Origin of the sequence: Citrobacter sp. Cf125, from assembly GCF_030333935.1 — a bacterium.
Taxonomy (GTDB): domain Bacteria; phylum Pseudomonadota; class Gammaproteobacteria; order Enterobacterales; family Enterobacteriaceae; genus Citrobacter; species Citrobacter freundii.
Genome location: NZ_JAOWEY010000025.1, coordinates 1,052,589 through 1,066,482, shown reverse-complemented (window position 1 = coordinate 1,066,482; position 13,894 = coordinate 1,052,589). Strand labels below are relative to the sequence as shown.

Annotated in this window: 14 protein-coding genes; 9 read left to right on the top strand and 5 right to left on the bottom strand. The window is 54.6% G+C overall.

Annotated elements, in window-relative coordinates:
- Positions 1–5: 5 nt before the first annotated feature.
- The 7 genes from xthA (at position 6) to OGV89_RS21795 (ending at position 7,124) form a co-directional block, all read left to right on the top strand.
- Complete coding sequence (gene xthA / locus OGV89_RS21825; protein ID WP_032949115.1) at positions 6–812, top strand: exodeoxyribonuclease III; 807 nt, start codon at positions 6–8, stop codon at positions 810–812.
- A 223-nt stretch (positions 813–1,035) separates the two neighbouring features.
- Positions 1,036–1,692 (top strand): TVP38/TMEM64 family protein, encoded by a 657-nt coding sequence (locus tag OGV89_RS21820; protein ID WP_168199060.1) that lies wholly within the window; start codon positions 1,036–1,038, stop codon positions 1,690–1,692.
- Positions 1,689–2,387 carry a TVP38/TMEM64 family protein gene (locus OGV89_RS21815; RefSeq protein WP_003843444.1) on the top strand — a complete coding sequence of 233 codons (699 nt, stop codon included), beginning with the start codon at positions 1,689–1,691 and terminating at the stop codon, positions 2,385–2,387. Before OGV89_RS21820 ends, OGV89_RS21815 begins: the two co-directional genes overlap by 4 nt.
- A 31-nt stretch (positions 2,388–2,418) precedes the next feature.
- Positions 2,419–3,588 (top strand): ABC transporter substrate-binding protein, encoded by a 1,170-nt coding sequence (locus OGV89_RS21810; protein WP_048997937.1) that lies wholly within the window; start codon positions 2,419–2,421, stop codon positions 3,586–3,588.
- Entirely contained in the window at positions 3,561–5,096 is a 1,536-nt protein-coding gene (locus OGV89_RS21805) for an ABC transporter permease family protein (RefSeq protein WP_003846630.1), read from the top strand. The genes OGV89_RS21810 and OGV89_RS21805 overlap by 28 nt, the downstream gene beginning before the upstream one ends.
- The gene (locus OGV89_RS21800; RefSeq protein ID WP_003846631.1) at positions 5,096–5,728 is read left to right on the top strand and encodes an ATP-binding cassette domain-containing protein; all 633 of its coding nucleotides are present in this window, start codon (positions 5,096–5,098) and stop codon (positions 5,726–5,728) included. Before OGV89_RS21805 ends, OGV89_RS21800 begins: the two co-directional genes overlap by 1 nt.
- A gap of 88 nt (positions 5,729–5,816) precedes the next feature.
- Positions 5,817–7,124, top strand: coding sequence for a sulfurtransferase (locus OGV89_RS21795; RefSeq protein ID WP_200003047.1), 1,308 nt, complete (start codon positions 5,817–5,819; stop codon positions 7,122–7,124).
- Positions 7,125–7,224: 100 nt separating this feature from the next.
- Here the strand turns inward: OGV89_RS21795 and OGV89_RS21790 are convergent, their stop codons facing one another.
- Together OGV89_RS21790 and OGV89_RS21785 are read right to left on the bottom strand one after the other, a co-directional pair.
- A complete protein-coding gene (locus OGV89_RS21790; protein WP_049003648.1) occupies positions 7,225–7,848 on the bottom strand; it encodes a CDP-alcohol phosphatidyltransferase family protein in 624 nt (207 codons plus the stop codon).
- A complete protein-coding gene (locus OGV89_RS21785; protein ID WP_060855276.1) occupies positions 7,841–8,410 on the bottom strand; it encodes a carboxymuconolactone decarboxylase family protein in 570 nt (189 codons plus the stop codon). The genes OGV89_RS21790 and OGV89_RS21785 overlap by 8 nt, the downstream gene beginning before the upstream one ends.
- 79 nt (positions 8,411–8,489) lie before the next feature.
- On the opposite strand from OGV89_RS21785, the gene OGV89_RS21780 reads away from it, so the two are divergent.
- Positions 8,490–8,903: a pyrimidine (deoxy)nucleoside triphosphate diphosphatase gene (locus OGV89_RS21780; RefSeq protein WP_003840884.1), complete on the top strand. Its 414-nt coding sequence runs from the start codon at positions 8,490–8,492 to the stop codon at positions 8,901–8,903.
- On the opposite strand, the gene OGV89_RS21775 is transcribed toward OGV89_RS21780, so the two are convergent.
- On the bottom strand, positions 8,863–9,138 hold the full coding sequence (locus OGV89_RS21775) for a YnjH family protein (protein ID WP_003840883.1): 276 nt from the start codon (positions 9,136–9,138) through the stop codon (positions 8,863–8,865). The genes OGV89_RS21780 and OGV89_RS21775 overlap by 41 nt on opposite strands.
- A 237-nt stretch (positions 9,139–9,375) precedes the next feature.
- On the opposite strand from OGV89_RS21775, the gene gdhA reads away from it, so the two are divergent.
- Positions 9,376–10,719, top strand: a complete 1,344-nt coding sequence (gdhA, locus tag OGV89_RS21770; protein WP_003832501.1) for an NADP-specific glutamate dehydrogenase — start codon at positions 9,376–9,378, stop codon at positions 10,717–10,719.
- Positions 10,720–10,807: 88 nt separating this feature from the next.
- On the opposite strand, the gene OGV89_RS21765 is transcribed toward gdhA, so the two are convergent.
- Complete coding sequence (locus OGV89_RS21765) at positions 10,808–12,754, bottom strand: DNA topoisomerase III (RefSeq protein ID WP_003030667.1); 1,947 nt, start codon at positions 12,752–12,754, stop codon at positions 10,808–10,810.
- A 4-nt stretch (positions 12,755–12,758) separates the two neighbouring features.
- Complete coding sequence (gene selD / locus OGV89_RS21760) at positions 12,759–13,802, bottom strand: selenide, water dikinase SelD (protein ID WP_003840882.1); 1,044 nt, start codon at positions 13,800–13,802, stop codon at positions 12,759–12,761.
- Positions 13,803–13,894: the final 92 nt, after the last annotated feature.

The following is a 13,894-nucleotide window of genomic DNA, read 5'->3' as shown; positions in this document are numbered from 1 at the left end:
TGACTATGAAATTTGTCTCTTTTAATATCAACGGCCTGCGTGCCCGTCCCCATCAACTGGCAGCCATTGTCGAAAAACACCAACCGGATGTTATTGGCTTACAGGAGACAAAAGTCCACGACGATATGTTCCCTCTCGAAGAGGTAGCAAAGCTCGGTTACAACGTCTTTTATCACGGTCAGAAAGGCCATTACGGCGTCGCGTTGTTAACGAAAGAAACGCCAATTGCGGTACGTCGTGGCTTCCCGGGCGAGGACGAAGAAGCGCAGCGTCGTATTATCATGGCAGAAATTCCGTCCCCTCTGGGCAGCATCACTGTGATCAACGGCTATTTCCCGCAGGGCGAAAGCCGCGACCATGAAACTAAATTCCCGGCCAAAGCCGCGTTTTACCAGAACCTGCAAAACTATCTTGAGACAGAGTTGAAGCGCGACAATCCGGTATTGATCATGGGCGATATGAATATTAGCCCAACCGATCTCGATATCGGCATTGGCGAAGAGAACCGTAAACGCTGGCTGCGTACCGGAAAATGCTCCTTCCTGCCGGAGGAGCGTGAGTGGATGGAACGCCTGCTGGGCTGGGGTCTGGTGGATACCTACCGTCACGCAAATCCTGAAAAGAATGACCAGTTCTCGTGGTTTGATTACCGCTCAAAAGGCTTTGACGATAACCGTGGCCTGCGTATCGATCTGTTGCTGGCGAGCAACCCATTGGCGGAACGCTGCGAAGAAACCGGCATCGACTATGAAATTCGCAGTATGGAAAAACCGTCCGACCATGCGCCGGTATGGGCTAAATTCCGCGTCTGATCTTCTATGTTTTTTTACTCTCCGGGCCCGGCCTGGAGAGTCTGTTTATTCTGTGCAAAATCAATAAAGCGACGGTAATACATTGTTGCGACCGGGAATTTATTATATCTTCGCGCGCACTTTTCGCTGACGAAAATGCTCCATTGCACTCGGTTTTACAGGAGAACCCCCATGAAAAAGAAGTTCGCATAAAGCAGAATACCGGCTGCTGATTGTCGCGGTCCTGTTCTGCGTTCTGGCGGGAGTTTTCCATCATTATGGTCTGACCGACCTGATAACCAATTTCCATCATTTACAAGACGTCATCCGCCAAAGCGGTATGTTCGGCTATACGCTTTATATCCTGCTGTTTATTGTTGCTGCGCTGTGTCTGATCCCCGGCAGCATCCTGGTGATCGTCGGCGGTGTGCTGTTTGGCCCCGTGGCAGGGACGCTTATCTCCTTAGTGGCAGCAACCTTGGCCTCGGCGCTGTCGTTTTTGCTGGCTCGCTGGCTTGGACGGGATCTGCTCCTGAAATACGTTGGGCATACGACAATGTTTCAGGCTATCGAAAAAGGTATTGCCCATAGCGGAGTTGACTTTCTGATCCTCACCCGGCTCGTGCCGCTGTTCCCTTATAACATTCAAAATTACGCCTATGGGCTGACGGCTATTCCGTTCTGGTCATTTACCGTGATATCTGCGGCAACCACTTTACCAGGCATTTTTATTTATACGCTGATGTCGCACGAACTGGCCAGCGAAGGAATTAGTTGGGCATTTATCGGTAAGCTCAGCGTGGCGGGGCTGGCGTTATTCGCCCTCGTACAGGCAACCAAAGCCTGGGCCCGGTATAAGCGTATCGATCCATCAGCTCCTCACGAGTGCGCAGATAAATGATAAAACGACGCATCCATTACTACCGCGCAGGAGTGATAATCCTGCTGCTGCTCGCGCTGATAGCGTGGGCGTGGATACCTGGCGTGAGCGATTTTCTCCACGCCAGCCTGGCGGCATTTGCCACGCTCGATCAGCATGCAATTGAGAATTTTATTCGTTCTTACGGAACTCAGGCGGCGGTCGTTTCATTCTTCCTGATGATCTTGCAGGCCATCGTCGCCCCGCTTCCCGCTTTTGTGATCACCTTTGCCAACGCCTCGCTGTTTGGTGCATTTTGGGGCGGCATATTGTCCTGGTGCAGCGCAATGGCAGGCGCGGCGCTGTGCTTTTTTATTGCCCGCGTTTTAGGCCGTGGCGCGGTGGAGAAACTGACCGGAAAAACGGTGTTGAACAACATGGACGCTTTTTTCGAGCGCTATGGCAAGCACACCATTCTGGTCTGTCGCCTGTTACCTTTTGTACCGTTCGATCCGGTAAGCTACGCAGCAGGCCTGACCTCGATTCGGTTTCGCCATTTTTTCATCGCCACCGGCATCGGTCAGTTACCCGCCACTATCGTCTATTCATGGGCGGGTAGCCTGTTAACCGGCGGTACATTTTGGTTTGTAACCGGCCTGTTCATCCTGTTCGCTCTGAGCGTAATAATTTCAGTGGCGAGAAGCCTTTATCTTGAACATCAGCGAAAAAAAACCTGAGACTTCCCCCATTTTTAGCCATGGAGATACTATGCGTTACTGCTTATTGTGCCTGAGTTTAATGCTCTGTCCGCTGGCGACGTTTGCCCAGGACGACGGCTGGCAACAAATCAAAAATGATGCCCGCGGTCAGACGGTGTGGTTCAACGCCTGGGGTGGCGACAATGCAGTTAACCAGTATCTCGATTGGGTTAGCGGCGAGATGAAAACGCACTATGCCATTAACCTGAAAATCGTACGTCTCGCAGATGCCGCCGACGCGGTAAAACGTATCCAGACAGAAGCAGCATCCGGGCGAAAAACCGGGGGTTCTGTCGATTTATTGTGGGTTAACGGCGAAAACTTCCGCACCCTGAAAGAAGCCGGGCTTCTGCAAACTCAGTGGGCGCAAACGCAACCTAACTGGCGCTATGTTGATACCCAGAAACCGGTGACCGAAGATTTTTCCGTTCCAACGGAGGGAGCTGAATCACCGTGGGGCGGTGCCCAACTCACCTTTATTGCCCGGCGCGATCTCACCGCGCAGCCGCCGCAATCTCCGCAAGCACTGCTTGAATTTGCGCAGGCGCACCCTGGCACGGTGACCTATCCGCGCCCGCCAGACTTTACCGGCACGGCGTTTCTGGAGCAGTTGTTAATTTCGCTCACCACCAAACCACAAGCATTGAAAGTTGCGCCAGATGCAGCGACATTCGCCGACGTTACCGCGCCATTGTGGCATTATCTTGATACCTTGCACCCTGTACTTTGGCGTGAAGGCAAAGATTTTCCGCCCACGCCAGCACGAATGGATGTACTGCTCAATAGCGGCACCCTGCGTTTGTCATTGACCTTTAACCCAGCCCACGCGCAGCAAAAAGTAGCCAGCGGCGAATTGCCTAAAAGCAGCTACAGTTTTGGTTTCTCACAGGGCATGCTCGGCAACGTGCACTTTGTTGCCATTCCGGCGAATGCCCGCGCCAGTGCCGCAGCAAAAGTCGTGGCAAACTTCCTGCTTTCGCCCGAAGCACAACTGCGTAAAGCCGACTCAACTGTCTGGGGAGATCCTTCGGTGCTTGATCCACAAAAATTACCTGTCGAACAGCGTGATGCGCTGCTGGCACGGATCCCACAAGGACTCCCTGCCGTTCTGCCGGAACCGCATGCTGCCTGGGTAAACGCTCTGGAACAAGAATGGCTACGCCGCTACGGTACGCATTAATTTTGCTACTCTGGGCCATCATGGCGACAGTTTATCTGCCGTTGGTGCCAGCGGCTTTTTCTCTGATAGCGCCAGCCCTTAGCTTAACCCATTGGCTGGCTCTCTTTGCCGACCCTCAACTTCCACAGGCGTTACTGGCGACGCTTGTTTCCACAGGACTGGCTGCCGGCGGCGCACTAATCATCGCGCTGCTGGCGATCCTCGCTTTATGGCCCGGTGCAGGCTGGGCGCGACTAAGCACCCGTCTTCCGTGGCTGCTGGCGATCCCGCATGTTGCCTTCGCCACCAGCGTGCTGTTGGTTTTTGCCGAAGGCGGTAAAATCTGGCAATGGCTTCCGTTCCTCAGCCCACAGCCAGACCGTTTCGGCATTGGGCTTGGCGTGACGCTGGCGGTGAAAGAGAGCGCTTTTTTGTTATGGATCCTCTCGGCTCTACTGAGTGAAAAACAACTTTCGCAGCAGGTTATCGTGCTGGATTCGCTGGGTTACAGCCGACTGCAATGCCTGAACTGGCTGGTACTGCCCGCTATCGGCCCGGCATTAGGCAAAGCTATGCTGGCGATTGTTGCCTGGTCACTCTCCGTTGTGGATGTGGCAATCGTCCTCGGCCCCGGAAATCCGCCAACACTGGCCGTATTGAGCTGGCAATGGCTCAGTCAGGGCGATGTCGAACAGCAGGCGAAAGGCGCACTCGCCAGCCTGTTGCTGGTGCTGTTACTCCTCATTATCGCGCTGGTGAGTTATCTGTTGTGGCGCGCCTGGCGACGTACTATCCCGGCAGTAAATGGTGAACGCCCGCATTTTTCACCTATAACAATCGCACGCCCGCTGGTACAGATCTTGCCCGTCAGCGGTGTGGTATGCGCGCTTGTACTGGCGCTTATCGCCAGCTATTCCTCACTAAACCACGAGGCGCTCAGCAATAGCCTGCAGCTAGGGCTCCTTTCCAGCGTGTTAGCGCTACTGATACTTTTTGTCTGGCTGGAATGGGGTCCACAAACCGGGCACCGCTGGGTCTGGCTACCGCTCATTTTGCCTGCGCTACCACTGGTAACCGGACAATATCTGCTGGCGTTATATGCCGGACAGGATGGACTGATGACGACCATTATCTGGGGCCACCTGCTGTGGGTGATGCCCTGGATGCTATTTGTGCTTAAACCGGCCTGGCAGCGCATTGACCCGCGATTAATTTTGATTGCACAAACGCTGGGCTGGTCGCAGGGGCGGATATTCTGGCTGGTGAAATGCCCGCAGCTGGTGCGTCCGGCATTGATTGCCTTCGCGGTTGGCTTCTCGGTCAGTATCGCCCAGTATATGCCGACGCTGTGGCTAGGTGCCGGACGCTATTCCACGCTGACCACCGAAGCGGTGGCATTAAGCAGCGGCGGTAGCAGCGAGATTCTGGCAACACAAGCGTTGTGGCAGCTTCTTCTACCACTGCTCGTTTTCGCGCTCGCAGCCTTTCTCGCCGCGTGGATTGGCCGCTTTCGACAAGGACTCCGCTAATGCTCATTGTGCAAAACGTTTCGTTGTACCAGGGTGCGACTGCGCTGCTGAAGAACGTTACCTTTCAGGTTGATAAAAGTGACATTGTCACGATTATGGGTTCTTCCGGCAGCGGAAAGTCCTCGTTGTTTTCGTGGATGGTCGGGGCGTTGTCGCCTCAGTTTCAGGCATCAGGCGAGCTGTGGCTCAACGAACGACGCGTTGACGCGCTGCCTACGGCGCAGCGCCAGATTGGCATTCTGTTCCAGGATGCGTTGTTGTTTGACCATTTCAGCGTTGGGCAGAATTTACTGCTGGCCCTACCTGCCAGCCTGCAGGGTTCCGCCAGACGACATGCGGTGGAAAGTGCTCTCGCGCGCGCTGACCTGACCGATTTTTATTCGCGCGATCCGGCGTCGCTCTCCGGCGGACAACGCTCGCGTGTCGCCCTGCTCCGCGCACTACTGGCTCAGCCCCAGGCACTGTTACTTGATGAACCCTTTAGTCGGCTGGATGCGTCGCTACGCGACACCTTTCGCCAATGGGTCTTCACCGAGGTGCGTAAGTTGGGGATCCCGGTGGTACAGGTGACCCATGACGCGCAGGACGTTCCGCCAGCAGGCCGCGTACTTCAGATGGAAAACTGGGCGTGAATGTGGCGATATGCTGCGTTAACGCAAGGTTTTTACTTAACCGGCGGCACAGAATGTCGTCCTCTTTTTTTCAACGTCGGGCTATTCGATGAAACGTGTTTCTCAAATGACCGCGCTGGCACTGGCTTTAGGGCTCGCTTGCGCTTCTTCCTGGGCAGCTGAAACAGCACAGACGCTCACCCTCGACCAGTTACAGCAAAAGCAAGGCGCGGCGATCGATACCCGTCAGAGCGCTTTTTACAACGGCTGGCCGCAGTCGCTTAATGGTCCTTCAGGACACGAACCTTCCGCACTGAACCTGTCTGCCGCCTGGCTCGACAAGATGAATGATGAACAACTCAGCGCCTGGGTTCAGTCACATCAGTTGAAAACTGATGTGCCAGTAGCGCTGTATGGTAGCGATAACGACATACAGGCTGTCAAAGCCCGCCTGCAAAAAGTTGGCTTTAACCATATCTCCACCCTCAGCGATGCGCTTACGGACCCAGCCCGCCTGCAACGTCTGCCGCACTTCGAACAGCTGGTGTACCCGCAGTGGCTGCACGACCTGCAGCAGGGTAAAAACGTAACCGCTAAACCGGCGGGTGACTGGAAAGTGATTGAGGCCGCCTGGGGCGCGCCGAAGTTGTATCTGCTCAGCCACATCCCTGGTGCGGGCTACATTGATACCAACGAAGTTGAAAGCGAACCGCTGTGGAATAAAGTTTCCGACGCGCAGCTCAAAGCGATGCTGGCGAAACACGGTATCCGCCACGACACCACGGTGATTTTATACGGTCGCGATGTCTATGCCGCTGCTCGCGTGGCGCAAATTATGCTGTACGCAGGCGTGAAAGATGTTCGTCTGCTCGACGGCGGTTGGCAAACCTGGTCCGACTCAGGTTTACCGGTCGAACGCGGAACTCCGCCAACGGTGAAACCAGAACCTGATTTCGGCGTGAAAATCCCTGCCCAGCCGCAACTGATGCTCGATATGGAACAGGCTCGCGGTCTGCTGCATCGCCAGGATGCGTCTTTGGTGAGCATTCGTTCATGGCCAGAATTTGTCGGTACCACCAGCGGCTATAGCTACATTAAGCCAAAAGGTGAGATTGCAGGTGCACGTTGGGGCCACGCAGGCAGCGACTCCACGCATATGGAAGATTTTCATAACCCGGATGGCACCATGCGCAGCGCGGATGACATCGCCGCCATGTGGCAGCAATGGAATATCCTGCCGAATCAACAGGTCTCTTTCTATTGCGGTACCGGCTGGCGCGCTTCAGAAACGTTTATGTATGCCCGCGCGATGGGCTGGAAAAACGTCTCCGTCTACGACGGCGGCTGGTATGAGTGGAGCAGCAATCCAAAAAATCCGGTTGCCAGCGGTGAACGGGGCCCGGACGCCAGTAAGTAAGATTGTCATTATTGCCGGATGCGGCAAGAACACTTTACTCTGCCTGGATATACCATCGTTGTAGGCCGGATAAGCGAAGCGCATCCGGCAACGCAATATCTTACTCCTGACGCTGGACCGCTTTCAGTGTCAGGTATCCGCTCCAGATCCGGGTAAACGTCGTCATCCAGCACAGCGCGCCAAAGACCCACGCCATCACGGCAAAATATTCCGGGAACAGACACCCCAACACAAATAGCAAAATCGTCTCAGTACCTTCGGTCAGTCCCCCCAGATAATAAAACGATTTATGCGCGTAGCCCGGGTTATCAATTTGATGTTTCGCCGCCAGCGCAGCAAAGGCCAGAAAGCTGCTGCCGGTTCCCATAAAGGCGAACAGCAGCCAGCCGCCAGCCAGCGAGTTAGCCGCCGGATCGGCGAGCATAAAACCGAATGGCACTAAGGCGTAAAACAGAAAATCGAGCGAGATATCAAGAAATCCGCCTGCGTCGGTTAGTCCTCTGCGCCGCGCCAGAGCCCCATCCAGCCCATCAAAAAGCCGATTGAGCACAATGGCCGCCAGCGCTGCCGGATACCAGCCTAACGCCAGAAATGGCAAGGCCAACACGCCAATGGCAAAACCGACCAGCGTAAGCCCGTCCGGGGTAATCGCCGGTTTATCAATAATGCTTACGCAGCGATGCAAAAGCGGTTTTAATCGCGGATGAATATGACGATCAAGCATGCGGGCGTCCTTTAAAGCTGTCGCACAGCCCCTGGGAAGGAATATCGAGAGCAGCATTAAAACGCGCCGAGAGATTTTGAAACGCAATCAGCGCGGTCATTTCCGTAATGGCATCATCGCTAAAATGCTGCTTCATCTGCGCTTTCAGCGCATCGTCAACCTGTGGGGGCGTTGCGGTCACCGCATCGGCATAGGCCAGAGCTACTCGCTCTTCTGCGCTAAATAGCGCCGATTCTTGCCAGTTGGCAACCTGTAAGACTTTATCCAGCGCGCCACAGCGTTCAGCCAGCCGTAGACTGTTGGCATCAACGCAGAAAGCGCAGTGGCACACCTGAGAAACGCGGGTCATCAACAGCGCGCGCATCACCGGCGTTAAACGCGCCTTTTTACGCTCCAGAAACCCGACAAACAGCGCCACCAGCCAGAACAGAAACGGCATCCGCCCCCACCAGCGCGTGGGATGCAGCACATCGCCATAATGTTTTTTCTGCGTAGCAACGAGCGGTTTTAGACTGGAAGGGATACGCGTTAACGGCTTTACCCACGACTGAGGTTCGTTCAACGGTGGCTCCTGAATACTTTAGATAAAACAAAGATAACGATAGTATGTCATTTTCTGCTGTTAGATCTTGATGAATATAATGAAAACCCTTGATGTGGTCGCCGCTATCATTGAACGTGATGGCAAAATTTTACTGGCTCAGCGTCCGCTACATGCGGATCAGTCAGGCATGTGGGAGTTTGCCGGCGGTAAGGTTGAATCGGGCGAAAGTCAGCCCGAGGCGCTGTTCCGTGAACTGCGTGAAGAGTTGGGCATTGAGGCAGTCGTGGGGCGCTACATTGCCAGCCATCAACGCGAGGTTTCGGGCCGACTGATTCACTTACATGCCTGGCATGTACCGTCATATCAGGGGGAACTGAAGGCGTATGAACATCAGGATATCGTCTGGTGTTCACCCGAAGAGGCGCTGCGTTATCCGCTGGCGCCTGCCGATATCCCACTACTGGAAGCGTTTATTCTTTTACGCGACGCCAGACAAGCGGATTTGTGCTGATCGTTTTCTCATCGCGTTGGCACTGAAGCAAGACGCCGTCAGCTTTAATCACCGCCCCTTCTGAATAGTTTTGATCCTGATAAATACAGCACTGGCTACAGGGCTGCGCCCGCTGACCGCTGGAACTGAATACTTCCGGCGGTACGTTAACCTGCACATCCGGGCGATAAGGCTGATTTGCCAGCGTCGCGCTGGACACCAGGGCCAACACGCCTGCCACGATTAAACGGCGCATATTCTTTCCTTTTTAACTGACAATTATGCTCAGTATAACGGTATAAATCGGCAGAAACTTTAGCCTCTTCGATCATCGTTTTTGGTTATGACCCACGACGCAATATTAATTTACTTAGCGGGGTTAATTTTTTCTTGCGTCGCGTCACAGTGCTGATGGTATAGTCAAAAACTGCACAACACTTAACACAAAAATCAAAAATATAACCATATCAATACATAAGAGGTTCTTATATCTATGGATCAGACATGTTCTCTGGAGTCATTCCTTAACCATGTGCAAAAGCGCGACCCGAATCAAACCGAGTTCGCGCAAGCCGTTCGTGAGGTAATGACCACGCTGTGGCCTTTCCTTGAGCAAAACCCGCGTTATCGCCAGATGTCATTGCTGGAACGTCTGGTTGAACCGGAGCGCGTGATCCAGTTCCGCGTAGTATGGCTGGACGATCGCAATCAGGTGCAGGTCAACCGCGCATGGCGCGTGCAGTTTAGCTCTGCCATTGGCCCATACAAAGGCGGTATGCGTTTCCACCCTTCCGTGAACCTGTCGATCCTGAAATTCCTTGGCTTCGAGCAGACGTTTAAAAATGCCCTCACCACCCTGCCAATGGGCGGGGGTAAAGGCGGGAGCGATTTCGATCCGAAAGGGAAAAGCGAAGGCGAAATCATGCGTTTCTGCCAGGCGCTGATGACCGAACTGTTCCGCCATTTAGGTCCCGATACCGACGTTCCGGCGGGCGATATCGGTGTGGGCGGCCGTGAAGTCGGCTTTATGGCCGGGATGATGAAAAAACTCTCCAATAACAGCGCCTGCGTCTTTACCGGTAAAGGTCTCTCTTTCGGCGGTAGCCTGATCCGCCCGGAAGCCACCGGCTACGGTCTGGTGTATTTCACCGAAGCGATGCTCAAACGCCATGGTCTGGGCTTTGAAGGCATGCGCGTGGCGGTTTCTGGCTCCGGTAACGTGGCGCAATTCGCCATTGAGAAAGCCATGGAGTTTGGCGCGCGGGTGGTTACCGCCTCCGATTCCAGCGGTACCGTAGTTGACGAAAGTGGATTTACCAAAGAAAAACTGGCGCGCCTGTGCGCAATCAAAGACAGCCGCGACGGTCGCGTAGCAGATTATGCCCGTGAGTTTGGCCTGACCTATCTGGAAGGCAAACAGCCGTGGTCGGTTCCGGTCGATATCGCCCTGCCGTGTGCCACGCAGAATGAGCTGGATGTCGATGCAGCACGCGTATTGATCGCCAACGGCGTGAAAGCTGTCGCCGAAGGGGCAAACATGCCGACCACTATCGAGGCCACCGATCTGTTCCTCGAGGCAGGTGTACTGTTCGCACCGGGTAAAGCCGCTAACGCCGGTGGTGTAGCGACATCCGGTCTGGAAATGGCGCAAAACGCCGCTCGTCTGGGCTGGAAAGCGGAGAAAGTGGATGCGCGCCTGCACCACATCATGCTGGATATTCACCATGCCTGCGTTGAATACGGCGGCGAAAGCAAGCAGACCAACTACGTACGTGGCGCCAACATCGCAGGCTTCGTAAAGGTTGCCGACGCGATGTTGGGTCAGGGTGTGATTTAATATTGTCTCTGCAGGCCCGTAGGCCGGATAAGGCACGGGTGCCGTATCCGGCTAAGCCTGATGCGCTATGCTTATCAGGCCTACAAACTTACAGACCCGCCTCTTCAGATGGCGGGCTTTTTTTCGCCGGACGTTTACGCGGCGCACTCTTTTTCTTATCGCCACCACTGCCGCCAGGTGCAGCAATTCCACGAAAGCGTCGTACCGGTGTGCTGCGCGCCTGATCGATAAGCTGATACAGCGTCCCCACCAGCGGCTGCATGAAATCCTGATAGCGACATTGCTTTTCGCTGATTTGGGTCAGGATAGATTCCCAGTGCGCGGTCATGTCCGGGCGCGTCGCCATTTCTGGCAACGAGTGGAACAGCGCTTTTCCTGCGTCGGTCGAATGAATATACCGCCCTTTTTTCACCAGGAACCCGCGCTTAAACAGCAGTTCGATAATACCGGCGCGCGTCGCTTCCGTACCTAAACCATCCGTTGCGCGCAGGATCTTTTTCAGATCTTTATCCTGCACGAATCGCGCAATCCCGGTCATCGCTGACAGCAGCGTGGCATCGGTAAAGTGACGTGGTGGTTGAGTCTGACGTTCAACCACTTCACCTTTTTCGCACAGCAGTTCGTCATCTTTTGCCACCACCGGCAGCGGCGTCCCGTCATTATCTTCGTCGCGCTCTTTATTGCCAAGCAGCGTGCGCCATCCGGCTTCCGCCAGAAAACGCGCTTTAGCGACAAACTTGCCTTTGGCAATATCCAGCTCAATAACGCACTTCCTGAATACCGCATCTGCGCAAAATTGCATCAGATACTGACGGGCAATCAGGTTGTAAATTTTCGCTTCGTTGTCATTCAGATTGATGGACGAACTGCGCGCGGTAGGAATGATGGCGTGGTGCGCATCCACTTTTTTGTCGTCCCAACAGCGATTTCGCGTATCGGGATTGACCGCCGGTTGCGGGAGCAGATCCGGTGCATGGACGCTAATCGCGTTCAGTACCGCATGACGTCCGGCAAAATGCTCTTCCGGCAGATAACGGCTATCCGAACGCGGATAGGTAATCAACTTATGGGTTTCATACAACTTCTGGCAGATATCCAGAACGTTTTGCGCACTTAAACCGAAGCGCTTCGCCGCTTCAATCTGCAACGCCGACAGCGAGAACGGTAACGGCGCGGATTCTGATTCCCGTTTATCGTTATAGCTGGTGACTATCGCCGGTTGACCGTTAATTCGGTTCACCACGTGTTCAGCCAGCGTGCGATTCAGCAAGCGCCCTTCTTCATCCTGATACGGCTCACACGCTTCGCTCGGCTGCCAGATAGCGGTAAACCGCTCATCGGCGGGCGTTACGATATGCGCTTTCACTTCGAAGAAGTCTTTGGCGACGAAGTTCTCAATCTCTTCATCACGACGCACAACCAGCCCGAGCACCGGCGTTTGTACGCGCCCGACCGAAAGTACGCCCTGATAGCCCGCGTTACGTCCGAGAATGGTGTAAGCGCGCGTCATATTGATACCGTACAACCAGTCCGCACGCGCTCGCGCCAGTGCCGACACGCACAGCGGAATAAACTCACTGTTGGCGCGCAGCCGCTCAATAGCCCGCTCAACGGCCTGCGGGTTGAGGTCGTTAATCAGGCAACGCTGCACCTTCTGGCGCTTTTCAGGCGCCAGTTGCAGGTAATCCAGCACTTCATCCACCAGCAGTTGCCCTTCACGATCGGGGTCACCGGCGTGAATAACTTCGCTGGCCTCATGCAAAAAGCGCTTAATGACGTTGAGCTGTTTGGTCACCGAGGGGCGCGGTTGCAGTTGCCACTTTTCCGGGACAATCGGCAGATCGACCAGACTCCAGCGAGCATAACGACTGTCGTAGGCATCCGGCTGCGCCTGTTCAAGCAGGTGACCAATACACCAGGTCACCACTTGTCCATTTCCGCATTCGATAAAACCATCGCCTTTGCGATGCGGCTTTGGCAGCACATCGGCGATAGCACGCGCCAGACTTGGTTTTTCGGCAATAAACAACCGCATCGAGTTAACGAATCTCAACCATGGCGCGACCGCCACGAGCTTCCACTAACTCACCAATGGCGGTGAGATCGATACCGAACTGCGCCGCTGCCGCTTTCACTTCGGCTTCAGCTTCCGGCGTTACCGCCAGCAGTAGGCCACCGGAAGTTTGCGGATCGCACAACAGATCGCGTACCGATTGCGGCATTTCACCCATCAGGTGTCCGTAGCTGGCAAAGTTACGTTGGGTACCGCCGGGTACCGCCCCCTGCGCGATGTATTCTTCAACGCCAGGCAGCTTAGGAATATCCTGGTAGATAATTTGCGCCTGAACGCCTGCGCCCTGACACATTTCACTCAGATGCCCCAGCAGACCAAAACCGGTAACGTCGGTCATGGCTTTCACGCCGTCGATATCGGCGAATGCCGCACCGGCAATGTTCATCCGACACATCACTTCTGTCGCCAGTCCTTTGTGTTCTTCCTTCAGTAGTGATTTTTTCTCTGCTGTCGTCAGAACGCCAATCCCCAGAGGCTTGGTCAGGAATAACTTACACCCTGCCTCTGCGGTGCTGTTTTTCTTCACGCGTTCGGTCGGCACAACGCCAGTTACCGCAAGGCCAAAGATAGGCTCTGGGGCATCGATAGAGTGGCCGCCCGCCAGCGCAATACCCGCCTGACGGCAGGCAAAACGTCCGCCTTCGGTGACTTCGCGGGCGATTTCCGGCGCCAGCTTATCCAGCGGCCAGCCCAGAATAGCAATTGCCATAATCGGTTTGCCGCCCATGGCGAAAATATCGCTGATGGCGTTAGTGGCGGCGATGCGGCCAAAATCAAACGGATTATCGACAATCGGCATAAAGAAATCGGTGGTGCTGATAACACTGGTGCCGTTTCCCAAATCGTATACGGCCGCGTCGTCGCGAGTTTCATTTCCCACCAGTAAGTTCGGATCAACAAACTTCGCCTGCTCGCTGTGCAGGATGGTTTCCAGCACTTTTGGGGAAATTTTACAACCGCAACCGGCTCCGTGGCTGTATTGCGTTAAACGAATAGCTTGCTCGCTCATGGACATCTCCTGTCATTGCAATCCGGATATGGTAGCGCTCATTCCATGATGTGGTAAGAGTGACTGTCTGAATTCGAGTGTCTTTGCTCAGA

What these genes read in the sequence shown, in the direction of transcription:
- selD (WP_003840882.1), bottom strand. Translation starts at nt 13,802, where the DNA reads ATGAGCGAGCAAGCTATTCGTTTAACGCAATACAGCCACGGAGCCGGT.
- OGV89_RS21815 (WP_003843444.1), top strand. Translation starts at nt 1,689, where the DNA reads ATGATAAAACGACGCATCCATTACTACCGCGCAGGAGTGATAATCCTG.
- OGV89_RS21805 (WP_003846630.1), top strand. Translation starts at nt 3,561, where the DNA reads ATGGCTACGCCGCTACGGTACGCATTAATTTTGCTACTCTGGGCCATC.
- OGV89_RS21775 (WP_003840883.1), bottom strand. Translation starts at nt 9,138, where the DNA reads ATGCGCCGTTTAATCGTGGCAGGCGTGTTGGCCCTGGTGTCCAGCGCG.
- OGV89_RS21810 (WP_048997937.1), top strand. Translation starts at nt 2,419, where the DNA reads ATGCGTTACTGCTTATTGTGCCTGAGTTTAATGCTCTGTCCGCTGGCG.
- OGV89_RS21790 (WP_049003648.1), bottom strand. Translation starts at nt 7,848, where the DNA reads ATGCTTGATCGTCATATTCATCCGCGATTAAAACCGCTTTTGCATCGC.
- OGV89_RS21780 (WP_003840884.1), top strand. Translation starts at nt 8,490, where the DNA reads ATGAAAACCCTTGATGTGGTCGCCGCTATCATTGAACGTGATGGCAAA.
- OGV89_RS21765 (WP_003030667.1), bottom strand. Translation starts at nt 12,754, where the DNA reads ATGCGGTTGTTTATTGCCGAAAAACCAAGTCTGGCGCGTGCTATCGCC.
- OGV89_RS21795 (WP_200003047.1), top strand. Translation starts at nt 5,817, where the DNA reads ATGAAACGTGTTTCTCAAATGACCGCGCTGGCACTGGCTTTAGGGCTC.
- OGV89_RS21800 (WP_003846631.1), top strand. Translation starts at nt 5,096, where the DNA reads ATGCTCATTGTGCAAAACGTTTCGTTGTACCAGGGTGCGACTGCGCTG.
- xthA (WP_032949115.1), top strand. Translation starts at nt 6, where the DNA reads ATGAAATTTGTCTCTTTTAATATCAACGGCCTGCGTGCCCGTCCCCAT.
- gdhA (WP_003832501.1), top strand. Translation starts at nt 9,376, where the DNA reads ATGGATCAGACATGTTCTCTGGAGTCATTCCTTAACCATGTGCAAAAG.